11 protein-coding genes are annotated in these 14,770 nt (G+C 69.6%); 4 read left to right on the plus strand and 7 right to left on the minus strand.

Annotation, left to right across the window (positions count from 1 at the left end; all coding sequences use genetic code 11):
* Positions 1 to 79 precede the first annotated feature (79 nt).
* From pntB to AQJ54_RS18690, 3 genes are all read right to left on the minus strand, one after another.
* Positions 80 to 1,546 carry a Re/Si-specific NAD(P)(+) transhydrogenase subunit beta gene (gene pntB, locus AQJ54_RS18680; RefSeq protein ID WP_062238742.1) on the minus strand — a complete coding sequence of 489 codons (1,467 nt, stop codon included), beginning with the start codon at positions 1,544 to 1,546 and terminating at the stop codon, positions 80 to 82.
* Between the two features lie 6 nt (positions 1,547 to 1,552).
* Positions 1,553 to 3,109 (minus strand): Re/Si-specific NAD(P)(+) transhydrogenase subunit alpha, encoded by a 1,557-nt coding sequence (locus AQJ54_RS18685; protein ID WP_062238745.1) that lies wholly within the window; start codon positions 3,107 to 3,109, stop codon positions 1,553 to 1,555.
* A gap of 203 nt (positions 3,110 to 3,312) precedes the next feature.
* Positions 3,313 to 4,773 carry an alpha/beta hydrolase gene (locus AQJ54_RS18690; protein WP_428843802.1) on the minus strand — a complete coding sequence of 487 codons (1,461 nt, stop codon included), beginning with the start codon at positions 4,771 to 4,773 and terminating at the stop codon, positions 3,313 to 3,315.
* A 496-nt stretch (positions 4,774 to 5,269) separates the two neighbouring features.
* Between AQJ54_RS18690 and AQJ54_RS18695 the strand changes: the two genes are divergently transcribed.
* Both AQJ54_RS18695 and AQJ54_RS18700 read left to right on the plus strand, forming a co-directional pair.
* Positions 5,270 to 6,685: a non-reducing end alpha-L-arabinofuranosidase family hydrolase gene (locus AQJ54_RS18695; protein ID WP_062019209.1), complete on the plus strand. Its 1,416-nt coding sequence runs from the start codon at positions 5,270 to 5,272 to the stop codon at positions 6,683 to 6,685.
* Between the two features lie 228 nt (positions 6,686 to 6,913).
* Complete coding sequence (locus AQJ54_RS18700; protein ID WP_062238749.1) at positions 6,914 to 9,295, plus strand: Orn/Lys/Arg family decarboxylase; 2,382 nt, start codon at positions 6,914 to 6,916, stop codon at positions 9,293 to 9,295.
* A gap of 57 nt (positions 9,296 to 9,352) precedes the next feature.
* Here AQJ54_RS18700 and AQJ54_RS18705 read toward each other — a convergent pair whose 3' ends face one another.
* A complete protein-coding gene (locus tag AQJ54_RS18705) occupies positions 9,353 to 10,138 on the minus strand; it encodes a DUF1963 domain-containing protein (protein WP_079069973.1) in 786 nt (261 codons plus the stop codon).
* 200 nt (positions 10,139 to 10,338) lie between these two features.
* Complete coding sequence (locus AQJ54_RS18710; RefSeq protein ID WP_062238751.1) at positions 10,339 to 11,127, minus strand: SDR family NAD(P)-dependent oxidoreductase; 789 nt, start codon at positions 11,125 to 11,127, stop codon at positions 10,339 to 10,341.
* Positions 11,128 to 11,190: 63 nt separating this feature from the next.
* Here AQJ54_RS18710 and AQJ54_RS18715 point away from each other — a divergent pair, with 63 nt between their 5' ends.
* Complete coding sequence (locus AQJ54_RS18715) at positions 11,191 to 11,574, plus strand: MerR family transcriptional regulator (RefSeq protein WP_062019212.1); 384 nt, start codon at positions 11,191 to 11,193, stop codon at positions 11,572 to 11,574.
* 116 nt (positions 11,575 to 11,690) lie between these two features.
* On the opposite strand, the gene AQJ54_RS18720 is transcribed toward AQJ54_RS18715, so the two are convergent.
* Positions 11,691 to 12,554: a LysR family transcriptional regulator gene (locus AQJ54_RS18720; RefSeq protein ID WP_062238752.1), complete on the minus strand. Its 864-nt coding sequence runs from the start codon at positions 12,552 to 12,554 to the stop codon at positions 11,691 to 11,693.
* Between the two features lie 42 nt (positions 12,555 to 12,596).
* Positions 12,597 to 13,454, minus strand: coding sequence for an NAD-dependent epimerase/dehydratase family protein (locus tag AQJ54_RS18725; protein WP_062238754.1), 858 nt, complete (start codon positions 13,452 to 13,454; stop codon positions 12,597 to 12,599).
* A 767-nt stretch (positions 13,455 to 14,221) separates the two neighbouring features.
* Between AQJ54_RS18725 and AQJ54_RS18730 the strand changes: the two genes are divergently transcribed.
* Positions 14,222 to 14,740 (plus strand): DUF2231 domain-containing protein, encoded by a 519-nt coding sequence (locus AQJ54_RS18730; RefSeq protein WP_062238756.1) that lies wholly within the window; start codon positions 14,222 to 14,224, stop codon positions 14,738 to 14,740.
* Positions 14,741 to 14,770: the final 30 nt, after the last annotated feature.

Genomic DNA, 14,770 nt, shown 5'->3' on the forward strand with positions numbered 1-14,770 from the left:
GTCGGCCCACGACCGCCGGGGCTCGCCGACCGACCTTCGCCCCTCCCCCCCCTCGTGCTGGAGCGCGGGGACGGGCCCGTCAGCGACTGGGTACCGTCGGCTGCCGCGTCACCGGTGCCGCGTCGGGCCAGGTGCCGTCGCCCAGCGCCTGGAGGATCTCCTCCACGCTCTGCTTGGCGTCGCCGAACAGCATGCCGCTGTTCTCCCGGAAGAACAGCGGGTTCTGCACTCCCGCATAACCGGAGGCCATGGAGCGCTTGAAGACGACGACCTGCTCGGCCTCCCAGACCCGCAGCACCGGCATCCCGGCGATCGGGCTCGCCGGGTCGTCGGTCGCGGCCGGGTTGACGGTGTCGTTCGCGCCGATGACCAGCACGACCGAGGTGCCCGCGAAGTCGTCGTTGATCTCGTCCATCTCCAGGACGATGTCGTAGGGCACCTTCGCCTCGGCCAGCAGCACGTTCATGTGACCGGGCAGGCGCCCTGCGACGGGATGGACGCCGAAGCGGACCTCGACGCCCCGCTGCCGCAGCTGCCGCGTCAGCTCCGCGACGGGATGCTGGGCCTGGGCGACGGCCATGCCGTAGCCGGGGGCAATGATCACCGAGCGGGCCTGGGCGAGCATCTCGGCCACCTCGGCCGCCCGCACCTCACGGTGCTCCCCCTGCTCCTGGACGTCCCCGGACGGCGCCTCGATGCCGAAACCACCCGCGATGACGGAGAGGAAGGACCGGTTCATCGCCTTGCACATGATGTACGACAGGTAGGCGCCGGAGGAGCCCACCAGCGCGCCGGTGACGATGAGGAGGTTGTTGTCGAGCAGGAAGCCGGCCGCGGCCGCCGCCCAGCCCGAGTAGCTGTTCAGCATGGAGACGACGACGGGCATGTCGCCGCCGCCGATGGAGGCGACCAGGTGCCAGCCGAGCGCCATGGCCAGCACGGTCACCGTGATCATGAGCGGCAGGCTCGGGCTGATCGTGAACCACACGGTCAGCGCGACGAACGCCACGAGCGCCCCGACGTTCAGCGCGTTCTTGCCCGGCAGCATCAGCGGCCGGGAATTGATGCGCGCCGACAGCTTCAGGAACGCGACGATCGAGCCGGTGAAGGTGACCGCGCCGATGAAGACGCCGATGAACACCTCGGCGTGGTGGATGGCCAGCAGGTCGGCGGCGATCCGGTCCTGGGCCGCCCCGTGGGACTCCACTTCCAGGTAGCTGTTCCAGCCCACCAGCACGGCGGCCAGTCCGACGAAGCTGTGCAGGACGGCGATGAGTTCGGGCATCTGCGTCATCTCGACGCGCCGGGCGCGCCACAGGCCCAGCACCGCACCGAGCGCCATCGCCAGCACGATCAGCGCGACCGCCCCGGCGCTGATGCTCTGCGCGGCGACCACCACGGTGGCCCCGAGGGCCAGCCCCATGCCGGCGATGCCGTAGACGACGCCGGCACGGGACGTGCGGTGCTGGGACAGGCCGGCCAGGCTGAGGATGAACAGCAGCGCGGCGACCAGGTCGGCCGCGTGGGAGGCTGTCAGGGAGGTCATCTCGGCTCAGCCTTTCGAGAACATGGACAGCATGCGGCGGGTGACGGCGAAGCCTCCGAAGATGTTGACGCTCGTCAGCAGGATCGCCACGAAGGACAGCACGGTCACGAGCTGGCTCTCGTGCCCGATCTGGAGGAGTGCGCCGATCACGACGATCCCTGAGATCGCGTTGGTCACCGACATGAGCGGGGTGTGCAGAGCGTGGTGCACCTTGCCGATGACGTAGTAGCCGATCACCACCGCCAGCGCGAACACCGTGAAGTTGCCGGCGAGTTGAGCCGGGGCGAAGGCCACCAACAGGAACATCGCGAGCATCCCGAACCCGATCAGGGCGAAGCGCCGGGCGGGCGTCAGTCCCGGCCGCTCGGGTGCGGACGCCTCGGGTGCGGCCGGGGGTGGTGCGGCAGGGGCTGCCGAGACCGCGACGGGGGGCGGCGGCCAGGTGACGTCGCCGTCCCGCGTCACGGTCACCGCCCGCTGCACGACATCGTCGAAGTCGATCGTCAGCTGCCCGTCCTTGCCGGGGGTCAGCAGTTTCAGCAGGTTCACCAGATTCGTGCCGAACAGCTGCGAGGCCTGGGCCGGAAGCCGGGCGGCCAGGTCGGTGTAGCCGATGAGGGTCACGCCGTTGTCGGTCACCACGATCCGGCCCGGCACGGTGCCCTCGACGTTGCCGCCCATCCCCGCGGCCATGTCGACGATCACGCTTCCGGGCTTCATCACGGCCACGTCCTCGGCCGTCAGCAGGCGGGGCGCCGGCCGCCCCGGGATCAGCGCCGTGGTGATGACGACGTCCACGTCCCGGGCCTGCTCGTGGTAGAGCTCGGCGGCGGCACGGTCGTAGTCCGCGGAGGTCGCCTTGGCGTAGCCGTCGGTGCTCGCCTCCTGGGCGGCCTTCACCGACAGGTACTCACCGCCCAGCGACTTCACCTGGTCCGCGACCTCCGGACGGGGGTCGGTGGCACGCACGATCGCTCCGAGGCTGGAGGCGGCGCCGATGGCCGCGAGCCCCGCCACGCCCGCGCCGGCCACGAGTACCTTCGCCGGCGGCACCTTTCCGGCCGCGGTGACCTGACCGGTGAAGAACCGTCCGAAGACGTGTGCGGCCTCGACGACCGCGCGATATCCGGCGATGTTCGCCATCGACGACAGCACGTCCATCGACTGTGCCCGCGAGATGCGTGGCACCGCGTCCAGCGCCAGGGCCGTCACCCCGGCGTCGGCGAGTGCCTGGAGCAGCTCGGGATGCTGTGCCGGGGCCATCAGGGCCGTCACGACGGCTCCTCTGCGCAACCGGCGGATCTCGGCCTCGGTGGGAGCGTTCACCTTCAGGACGACGTCCGCGTCCCAGGCCTCGGCGATGCGCGCGCCGACGTCGGCGTATGCCTGGTCGTCGAAGCCTGAGGCCTGGCCGGCCCCGGACTCGACGACGACCTCGTACCCCAGGCCGAGCAGCAGCCGTGCCGTCGCCGGTGTCGCCGCGACCCGAGTCTCTCCGGAGCGGGACTCGGCCACGACGCCGATTCGGCGCGGTGGGTGGTGTGCGCGTTCTTGAGCAGACATGTCCTGTATCTCTCGTCAGAGGAGGTGCGAAAGGGAGATCTGCGCTGCGTGGGTTACGACGTCCTGCCCCGTGATCGCCGGTACCTAACCCGCCGGTCGAGTACGTGCCGCTGGGGCTGGTCCGGCGATCGGGAACCCCCTGGTAGGCGCCTCGCACCGGCCGCCCCCGGTGGCATCCCCCTCGCCGGCCCCGGGGCGAGCGGTCAGAGCGGTTCGGCCGGGCACCTGGCGCCCGGTGGCGGGACGGCCAGGTCGGTGAGGTAGCTGTTCACCGCGCCCTCCATGCACGGGCCGCTGGTGACGCTGCCGTGGCCGTGGCCCTCGTAGGTGAGGAGCGCGCCGCTGCGGCCCAGTTGGCGGGCGACCGAGACCGCCCACGGGTATCCGGTGGCGGGGTCGTGCAGCGCGTTGGACACCAGGATCGGCGGGGCGCCGTGCACGCGCAGGCGGTGCTGCGGGTTGGCGGTCGGCGCGCCCAGGCAGGCCGCTGTCATGTGCAGGGGCAGCAGGTGAGGCAGGTCGGGCGCGGCCCGGTTCATCATGGTGACGACGGCGGCGTAGTCGCGGTAGTCGCGTACGGGCAGGTGCCAGTCGGAGCAGAAGACCGGGGCGGCCGCGGGAAGCGGCGCTGTCGACGTGGGCGAGGCGGGCAGCGGCCTGCTCGCGTCCATCCCCGCGATCGCGGTTGCCAGGCCCCGGTAGTCGGCCTGGTAGAACTTCCGGAACGCGATCTTGTTGACCATGTCCGAGGAGGACAGCGAGGAGCCTGGCTTCGTCGGGTCCTCCAGCTCGCCGCGCTCCGCCCGGGCCAACAGGCCCCGCCAGACGGTGCGGACGTCACGGCCGTGCAGCGCGCAGTCCCTGGCACGCTCGCACCACTTCACGAACTCCTGGAACGAGTCCTCCGCCGTGGCCGCCTCGGCGTGCAGGAAGTCACGGGTGGTGGAGACGCTGTGGTCGATGACGCTCTCCAGCACCATCGCACGCACACGGCGCGGGTAGGTCTCGGCGTACTGCGCGCCGAGCAGCGTGCCGTACGAGCTGCCGTGGAAGGTCAGTTTCGGCTCGCCGAGGGCTGTTCGGAGGGCGTCCAGGTCCCGGACCGTCTGGGCGGTGTCGAGGTGGTCGAACACCGGGCCCGTACGGGCACGGCAGTCGGCACGCAGCCGCTTGTTGTACGCCAGGGTGGCGTCGAAGTCCTCCTGGCTCCTCAGCACCGGTGACGGCCGTTCGGCGAGCAGGGCAGAAGAACAGGTCACCGGGTTGCTGGCGCCCACACCGCGCGGGTCGAAGCTGACGATGTCGAACCTGCGGCGGACCTCGGGGCTGAAGCGGCTGATATTGCCCACGACCATATGCACACCCGAGTCACCCGGCCCACCCGGGCCGAACACCATCGAGCCGACGACGGCGTCGGGGGCGGTGGCCTTGCGGCGAGCCACGGCCAGGTCCAGTTTCGGCCCGTTCGGGTGGGCCCAGTCCACCGGCACCGGCAGGGTGGCGCACTCGGCTCCCGGTTTCTCCGGGTCGCCTTTCTCAGGATCGTCTTTACCCGGATCGCCGCATGGCACCCAGCGCAGGGTTCCCGCGGAGGACGGCGCCGCGTGGACTGTCGGGGCGGCGGCGAGGCCGGTGACGACGGCCAGGGCTACTCCCCCAGCCATGGCGGCGGCCGCGGCCCGGACGGTGATCCGCCGCAGTGCGGAGCTGCCCCCTGACGGCATGAGTCCTCCTCAAGTCGGGAGAGTGGTTGTGACAGGCGTGCGGCCCGGCTGGGGCACTGTCGTCACGTTAGGCCCGCGATCCCTCAAGTGGCCTTTGCCTCAGGGGCTTTTCCGGGTCGCCTCAGGGACCGATCAGGGCGGCCGGAGCGCACGCCGACGGGACACGCACACGCGAAGCTACCCACACTCCATAGCCAGAACACCCATGTTTTCTCGGCCCGCCGCAAGGCCAACAGGGCAATAGCCGCCCCTCAAAGGGAATTTGTGTCGCGGGGCTAGACACAGGACGCATTCGTACCTGCTAATCCATCCCATGTATCAGGGAAGTAAATCGATCCCTCCTGCGCAATAGATCTTGCCGCTCTCCGCCTCACATCTGCTCGACTCTTCGACCATCGTTCGACATCCCGAACGCTCACTCAGGAATGAGGACTCCATGCTCAGGCATCCACCCCGCCGTAAGCATCTGTCCGTGATGCTCGCGGCCCTCCTCGCGGTCGCAGCGCTGCTCGTCGCCGTTCCGGCTCAGGCGGCCACCACAGCCGCCGTGCGCGGAGTCGGTTCCGGCCGGTGCCTCGACGTGTCGGGCGCCGGCCAGAGCGACGGCACCAACGTGCAGATCTGGGACTGCACGAGCGCGTCCAACCAGCAGTGGACGCTGACGGACAACAACCAGCTGACGGTCTACGGCAACAAGTGCCTGGACGTTCCGGGCCACGCCACCACGGCCGGCACCCGGCCCGTGATCTGGTCCTGCAACGGTGGCACCAACCAGCAGTGGCGCGTCAACTCCGACGGCACGATCGTCGCCGTGGAGTCCGGGCTGTGCCTGGACGTGTCGGGCGGCGCAACGGCCAACGGCACTGCGGTGCAGCTGTGGAACTGCGGCGGCGGCAACAACCAGAAGTGGACCGGGCTGACCGCACCGGCCGGCGGCACCTGCACTCTTCCGTCGACCTACAAGTGGAGCTCGACCGGCCCACTGGCGCAGCCCGCCAACGGATGGGCGGCGCTCAAGGACTTCACCACCGTGACGTACAACGGCAAGCACCTCGTCTACGCGACCGCCTCTGACGGGTCGTCATGGAAGTCGATGGCGTTCAGTCCCTTCACGAACTGGTCGGACATGGCGTCGGCCGGCCAGACCGGGATGAGCCAGGGTGCGGTGGCGCCCACGCTGCTCTACTTCGCGCCCAAGAACATCTGGATACTCACCTCGAACGGCTGGGGCACCCAGTGGCCGTTCGTCTACCGCACGTCGAGCGACCCAACCAACCCCAACGGCTGGTCCGCCGCACAGCCGCTGTTCACCGGCAGCGTCCCCGACGGCAGCGCGATCGACCCGACCGTGATCGCCGACGGCCAGAACATGTACCTGTTCTTCGCCGGCGACAACGGCAAGATCTACAGGTCGAGCATGCCGCTCGGGAACTTCCCCGCCAGCTTCGGCTCGTCCTACACGACGATCATGAGCGACACGGTGAAGAACCTGTTCGAGGCGCCGCAGGTCTACAAGGTCCAGGGCCAGAACCAGTACCTCATGATCGTCGAGGCCCGGGGCGCGAGTGAGCAGCGGTTCTTCCGCTCGTTCACGGCCTCCAGCCTGAACGGTTCCTGGACGCCGCAGGCCGCCACCGAGTCCAATCCCTTTGCCGGCAAGGCCAACAGCGGCGCCACCTGGACCAACGACATCAGTCACGGCGACCTGGTCCGCAACAACCCCGACCAGACCATGACCGTCGATCCCTGCAACCTGCAACTGCTCTACCAGGGGCTCTCCCCCAACACACCGTCGGGCACCCCCTACATCCAACTGCCGTACCGCCCCGGCCTGCTCACGCTCCAGCGCTGACCCGCCCGACCGACGCCCACCGTCCCCCGAGCCCAGCCGGCCGCCGGCTGGGCTCGGCAACGGATCTCGTCGCTCCAGCGCACCCCCAGCTTCCTTGCACGTCAACGTCCGGACGTCGGTTTCCGCCGTAGCGGTGGTTTGCCGACCCGGCCGCCGTTCCGCCCGGTGCGCCGTCAGGACACTGGCATGGTGCGGCCGGGGGCGCCGCCGCGGAGGGCGGGAGATCGCATGGCCGACAGCAGGATCCTGGTCGCGGTACCGAAACACCCGCAGGGCGAGGGTGCCGGACCCCAGCAATTACGGATGATCCGGGACGCGATCGAGACAGCCGGCTTCGAAGTCCGGTGGGCGGTCACGGCCGAGGACGCGGACGCCGTACTGCGGACCGAAGCCGGTCTGGCTGCCGCACTGGTGGCCTGGGACCTTCCGCAAGTCTCCGGCGACGGGCCCGGCACCGCGCTCGCCGCGCCGGCCCGCTCGTTCGCCCGGACGGGCCGCACCCTCGACGGGACACCGGGCGGCAGCGCCGTGCTGCAACGGATCGGCCGGCGGTTCAAGGACCTGCCGGTCTTCCTGGTGATGGCCGACGAGGGCCTGGGGAACCTGCCGCTGTGGGTCTCCGAGTCTGTCGTGGGCTACGTCTGGCCGCTGGAGGACACACCGGGCTTCATCGCGGGCCGCATCACCACCGCCGCCCGCGCCTACCGGGAAGCAGTGCTGCCGCCGTTCTTCCGGGCACTACGCCGTTTCGACGACGCCCACGAGTACTCCTGGCACACCCCGGCCCACTCCGGCGGTGTCGCCTTCCTCAAGTCACCGGCGGGACGCGCCTTCCACGACTACTTCGGGGAGCGCCTGCTGCGCAGCGACCTGTCGATCTCGGTGGAGGAACTGGGCTCGCTGTTCGAGCACACAGGGCCGATCGGCGAGGCGGAACGCAACGCGGCCCGGGTGTTCGGCTCCGAACTCACCTACTTCGTGCTGCACGGCGACTCCACGTGCAACCGCCTGGTCGGCCACTTCAGCGTCACCCGCGACGAGATCGCCCTGGTGGACCGCAACTGTCACAAGTCCGTACTGCACGGCCTGGTCGTCTCGGGCGCCCGGCCGGTCTACCTGGTACCGACCCGCAACGGCTACGGGCTGGCGGGCCCGCTATCCGCGGCCGAGATCGCCGCGGACACGGTGGCGGCCCGGATCGCCGCCAACCCGCTCACCGAGGGCGCGGTGTCCCCACTCCCCCAGTACGCGGTGTTCACCAACTCCACATACGACGGCCTCAGTTATGACGCCGCTCCCACCGCTCGCGCGTTCGCCGCCAGCACGCCCCGGTTGCACTTCGACGAGGCATGGTTCGCGTACGCCCGCTTCCACCCGCTCTACGCCGGCCGTTACGGCATGTCGATGGACGAACAGACCTTCCCCGGCCAGGACCGCCCGACCGTGTTCGCGACCCAGTCCACGCACAAGTTGCTGGCAGCGCTGTCGCAGGGTGCGATGGTGCATGTGCGATCCGCACCGCGAGCACCGGTGGAGCATGACCGGTTCAACGAGGCCCTGATGATGCACGGCACCACCTCGCCCCTCTACCCCATGATCGCCTCGCTCGACGTGGCGACCGCGATGATGGACGGCCCGCAGGGCGAGTGGCTGATCGACGAAGCGGTGACCGAGGCGATCCGCTTCCGTCAGGAGATGGTGCACCTGCGTCGGCGGATCGAGAGCGCCGGGGACCGGCCGCCGTGGTTCTTCGGGGTGTGGCAGCCCGACACGGTCACCGACCCGCTGACCGGTGAACGGCTGCCGTTCGAGGAAGCCCCGCCGGAACTGCTGCGCACCGAGCAGTCCTGCTGGCTGCTGGAACCCGGCGCCGACTGGCACGGTTTCCCCGGACTGACCGAGGGCCACTGCATGTTGGACCCCGTCAAGGTCACGCTGACCTGTCCGGGGATCAACGCCACCGGCGACATGGCCGAGGAAGGCATCCCGGCCCGGGTGCTCACCGCCTATCTGGCCACCCGGAAGGTCATGGTGGAGAAGACCGACAGTTACACCACTCTGGTCCTCTTCTCCATGGGCATCACCAAGGGCAAGTGGGGCACCCTGCTGGACGCCCTGACGGACTTCAAGGCCTTCTACGACGCGGACGCCCCACTGGAGCGCGTACTGCCGGAAGCCGTCGCCGCGTACCCCCGCCGGTACGCCGGCCTGACCCTGCACGGGCTGTGCCAGGAGATGCACGAGCAACTGCGCTCGGTACGCCTGGTGGAGCTCCTGGACACAGCCTTTCAGCAGCTCCCTCAGCCCGTCGCGCCACCTCAGCACTGTTACCAGCGGCTGGTGCGAGGGGAGACCGAACGGGTCCGCATCTCGGAGGCGGCGGGCCGAGTGGCGGCCGCCATGGTGACGGTCACCCCGCCCGGAATCCCGGTGCTGATGCCGGGCGAATCCGTCGGCGCACTCGACGGGCCGCTGCTGCGCTATCTCACCGCTCTGGAGTCCTTCGACCGCTGCTTCCCAGGCTTCCGCAGCGAGACCCACGGCGTGATCATCGACGACGGCACGGGCGACTATCTGATCGAGTGCCTGACCCAGGGCGCGGAGCGGTGACCGGAGAACTCGTCCGGGCGTGCCGGTTAGGGTTTGCAGGGAAGGTCCGGTGGGTGTTCAGACCTGTTGCTCGAACTCCAAGGCTTCGTACCGGCGTGCGGCGATGTCCTCGCGCGTGCCGACAATGAGGGTCTGGGTGTAGACGTCGAGGTCGATCGCCTGACCGTGTATCTGTGCGAGGAGGACAAGGTCTCCCTCGTCCGGTGCCGACTGCCAGGGGCTCGAGAAACCTCCCAACTGGACGGCGACTCCGTAGGACGCCCCGCCCGCTGCGGCTCTCCGCACGGCGTCCTCAAAGTTGTCCAGGACGTCGTCCCCGTCGACCCCACTGCCGAGAAACGCGCTGGTCGCCGGGGCGTCGCGCCAATCGGGTGAGACGGTCAGTCCCGGTACGGGATACAGAACGTCCGGTTCGTAGACCCGGACCTGCTCCGGCCGGCCGTCGAGCTCGTACGCCGCCGAGCGTTGCGTGGTCGACGCGTCGGCAGGTACGTGGAGCACCACCGATGACTCCGGCTCGTACTCGATCGAGGTGAAGAACAACAGGCTGCCGTCGGACGGCAGTTCGATGTCCAGGGCTTCGCGAGGGAGCGCTCCGCAATCGACGGTCAACACCAGAGGTTTGCGCCCCTCGGGCCAGTCGACGCCCTCCGGCAGGCAGGGGAGGCCTCCCGTGCGCGCGACGGGTCGGGCCCCTTGTTGCTGGGCGGGCGTCAGGTCCTGGAAGTGGACCAGGTGGAGGCACGGTCGGGAGTGGGCGAGCAACTCCTGTGCCACCGGCTCCGGGACGCCATGCTTCTCGGCGGTCCGCAGAACAAGTTCTCGCACGTTCGACGTCGTCATGGTCGCGATCATGCCAGGAGCCACTGACACCGACTGACCCTCAACTCCCGCCGGACAGAACCATGTACCGTGCGGTCGGACGGCCAGGCAATGCGCTGATCAGGGCTGTAACTTGGCTCTCCGCGCAGCCGGATGGGGAGTCGACCATCGCCGTGCTGCTTCTTGGCAGGACGTCATGGATCCGGGGCGGACGCGGAGCTTCAATCACCGCGCGCCGCCTTGCGCAAGGCTCGTTCCGCGATCAGGGTGGCGACCGACGCGGGCAACAGGCGGCTGAAGACGAACGTCTGGACCCTGTTGAGACGGCCGTCGACGACTGCGGGGCCGCGGCCGCGCACGGCGGCCATGACGGTGTCCGCGACGGCATCCGGCGCACGCTTTCCCCGCATGCGCCGTGTCATCATCGCAGTGTCGGTCGGCCCGGGACTGACCGCCACGACCCGTACCCCCGTCGCTCTTGTCTCGGCCCACAGCGCCTGGGTGAAGGAGAGCACGAAAGCCTTCGAGGCCGCATAGGCGGCCGCATACGGAGCAGGCGTGTAAGCACCGGTGCTCGCGATGTTGACGATCACTCCCCTCCCCCGCGCGACCATGGCGGGCAGCAGGAGCGCGGTCAATTCCGCCACCGCACCGGCATTGAGGTCGACCAGTGCCCGCACCCGCGCGGGATCGCTTGCGGCGACCGGTTCCAGCAAGCCGACGCCGGCGTTGTTGACCAGCACGTCGACATGGGTTCCCGCACGCGCCAGCCACGCGGCCAGGTGGGAGGGAGCGCCCTGGTGCGACAGGTCCAGCGCCAGCGTCGACACCTCGACCCCGTGCTCGTCGTGCAGGCGTTTGGCCGCTGCCTCCAGGCGTGTGCCGTCCCGTGCGACCAGAACCAGATGCATTCCTTCTCCGGCCAGGCGCTCGGTGATCGCGGCCCCGATGCCCGTCGCGGCGCCGGTCACGACCGCAGTGCGCCGCCTCATGTCTTCTCTGCTCCTCATGTCCAGGACGGTAAACTTTGACATTGACGTCAATGTCAAGCCTGGCTCGGTGGAGGAGACGGCGTGCGCATCGGAGAACTCAGCAGGGCTACCGGGGCCAGCACCCGTTCGCTCCGGTACTACGAGGACCAAGGGCTGCTCTCCAGCGACCGCCGCTCCAACGGCTACCGGGACTACGGTGAGGACGCCGTACGCCAGGTGGCCTTCATCCAGGATCTCTACCGCGCGGGACTGCCCTCCGAGGTCATCCGGGACATCCTTCCCTGCACCACACCGACCCCGCCTGCCGGCGAGTGCGCACAACTCCTGGCCCGCGTCCGGCGGGTCCGCGACGAACTCGCCCGCCAGGAGCAGCAGATCGCCCAGCGGCGCGAGATGCTCGACAGGTACCTCTCCGGCACGGCGACCCCCGTCGGCCTCGGCGACCAGCCCGACTGCTCCGCTTGAAGGACCCGCAACCTGGTGGCCCCTGCGGGCGGTTGGCGTCCTTGCACAGGTGGTGAACCTTCGCTGGTCTTCGCTGGGTGCCGGGACGACGCCGGCCAGGATGCCGTCTGGTGTGTTCAGGGCTGGAGTTGGTGCGCGGCGGCGCCGAAGGCGTGGACGAGTGGTGTCTCGTGGGCCTTGCTCCAGACGAGAGCGACCTCGTTGTCGGCGAGGCCGGGTGCGGGCCGGACGACGACGTCGGGCCGGGTGTAGAAAGATGCGGTCGACTGGGGCAGGACGCAGAAGCCGGCGCCGGTGGCCACGAGTTCGAGTTTTTCCTCCACGCTGTGTGCGACCGGGACTGCTGTCGGCGCGTTGGCGTGGGGTGCGCGGGTCTCTGCCTGCCATTCGGGCACTGCTGCGGGATCCTGAAGCAGATGGGCGCCGGCCAGATCGGTGAGGCTGAGTGCGTCTTTGCCGGCCAGGGGGTGGTCGCGCGCGATGACGACCACGCGGGGTTCGGTGAACAGCGGCTGGATCCGGAGGCCTTGGGGATCGACAGGCAGCCGGACGATGCTGACATCGGCACGGCCGTCCAGGACCACTTCGGTCTGGTTGTCCCAACTGGTGCGCAGCAGCCGGATGTCGAGGTGCGGGTGCTGCGCGGTCAGGGTTTTGACAGCTGCTGTGACGGTGATGCCGGGCATGAAGGCGATGGTGAACCGCTGCGTGGGGGCAGCGGCCTGTACGCAGCGGCGGACGGCAGCCTGCGCCGCGGCCAGCAGTGGTCCGGCGTCGTGCAGCAGTTGCCGGCCGGCCGGTGTGAGGGTGGTGCCGCGCCGGTCACGGAGGAACAGGGCGACGCCGAGATCGTCTTCGAGGGCGCGGATCTGTCGGGAGAGGGCGGGCTGGGCGATGTGCAGGGCGTCGGCAGCCCGGCCGAAGTGGAGTTGCTCGGCGACTGCGACGAAGTAGCGCAGTCTCCTCAGGTCCACGTCCATAGGGGATCTTTCTTGTTCGGGCCGGGCTGCCTGGAGGTGGGGTCAGCTGCGGGCGAAATGGTCGAGGGGGCGGGTGTGCTGGGGCTGCCAGTTCAACTCTGTCAGGGCGCGGGCGGGGGTGAGCTGCTGGTCCAGGGCGAAGGCGTCGGCGATGGAGCCCATCTGGGCGCGGGCCGCGTCGAGCGTGAGGGAGCGGATCTTGCCGTGCAGCCCCTGGCCGGTGCTGATGGCCTGGGCGACGTCGTGTGCGGTGGGGTTGATGCCGCCCACGCCCGCGTAGACCGAGCCGGGCTTTGCGTGCAGGGCGGCGACGTACAGGTCGGCGAGGTCGTCGACGTGGATCAGGGCCCAGTGCTGGGAGCCGTCCCCTATGTAGGGGATGGCTCCGGCCGCGGCGCCCGGTTGGGTGAAGAAGGTGTCGATGAGCCGGTTGGCTCCGCCGTAGACCAGTCCGGCGCGGATGACGACCGGGTGGCCTCCGTGTTCGGCCCGGGCCAGGACCGCGTCCTCGACGGGGCGGCGCCAGGCGACCAGCTGGGGCGGGTCCCAGGGGGCGTCCTCGTCGACGAGGCCGTGGGTGTTGCCGTAGACCCATGTGCCGCCGGTGTGGATGTAGGTGCCGGTGCCCAGGGCGTCCTGCATCGCGGTGGCCGCGGCGAGGTCGGCCTCGCCGGTGTCGGCCTGCGCGAGGTGGATGACGGCCTCCGCGCGTGCGGCGGCCTGGTTCAGGCCGGCAAGGTCGGTCAGGGATCCGTCAACCGCCGTGGCGCCCGCGGAGCTGACCGCCGTGGCGGAGCTTTCGCTGCGGGCGAGGGCGGTGACGGTGTGTCCGTGCCGACGCAGACGGTGAATGACGGCTTGCCCGATGTAACCGGAGCCGCCAGTGACGAATACCTTCATGGTGAGGTGCCTCTCGCTCGGGATGCCTCCAGCCTGGTCGTGGGAACCGTTCGGCGTCCAAGACCTGTTTACACCTCTGTGATGCCGGTGCGGCATCACAGAGGTGGTGGCTCCCTGCGGCGGGGCCGCCTCCCACGCTCTCCCCGGCGATGCCGAGACGGCCGAGGTCGACGCCCGGTTCGCTCGCCACCTTCGCGGTCCGCGGCAGGCCCGCACAGCAGTCGTCGAGTCCGGTGAGGCAGGGTTCTCGGGGCCGGGGGCGGTAACGTCGCCGGTGCCGATCGGGATGTCTGAATCCTGGGACGGCAGTCCCTCTCGGATCGCTGGCCTCAGCTTCGGTGGGCAGCTCACGGAAGTCTCAGCCGGTATCCGATGTTTTCGACCAACCGTAGGCGCCAGCCGGCGACTTGATCGGGTGAGAGTTCCTCTCCAGACCTGGGTGAGGAGCGAGCGGCAGGCCTTTTCGGTGATGATCCGGTCACCTGGAGCGAACGGTTCCGTGGTCGCTCCGGCGGCGGACCCGCCCGGAATCTTCCACCGATTCGCCGCTGTCCCGCGACCGCCGACTCAGCCTCCGCTACGAGCGGCATTCCCCCGCAACCGCCTGGACGTTCTCGCCCTTGCCATCTTTGTGTTGCTCCGCGCAGCTCGACAGCCTCACGACGTAGGAGATGGTCCGAGGGGCTCAGAGGAGGTTGAGAACTTCCTGTGCGAGGCTGGCGCGCCTTCGACACATCGCGTGTGACCAACCTGCTGGAGGAACACCTATGAGCCTGATCAACGGCCTGCCCGCGCATGTTCTGATCGTGCATTTCGTCGTCGTGCTCGTTCCGCTCACCGCACTGGCACTCGCGGTCTGCGCGATCTGGCCGAGCGCGGCGCAGCGCATGGGCATCGTGCTGCCGCTGCTGGCCCTGGTCACCCTCGTGAGCGTTCCCCTGGCCACGCAGGCCGGGGAGTGGTTGGAGGCACACGTCGACAGCAATGCCCTGGTGCGTCGGCACGCCGACCTCGGCGACGGCCTGCTGCCCTGGGCCGGAGGCCTGTTCCTTCTGGCGGTCCTCGTCTGGTGGGCGGCCCGCCGCGCCACCACGTCCGGGTCCGAGACGTCGCGCGGCATACGCCCGTCCGCCGCGCCGGTGCGCATCGCGATGGCCGTTCTGTCACTCGTCATAGCCGCTGGAGCCTCCGTGGACGTCTACCGCATCGGTGATTCGGGGGCGAAGGCCGCGTGGCACGACGGCTACTCCAAGACTGCCTCGGGCGGCGACGGGGACGATCACTGACCCGCAGCCGCTCGCCCCGGCGTTCGGGGC

The sequence above is a fragment of the Streptomyces griseorubiginosus genome (assembly GCF_001514195.1).
In the GTDB taxonomy this organism is placed as follows: Bacteria; Actinomycetota; Actinomycetes; order Streptomycetales; family Streptomycetaceae; genus Streptomyces; species Streptomyces griseorubiginosus.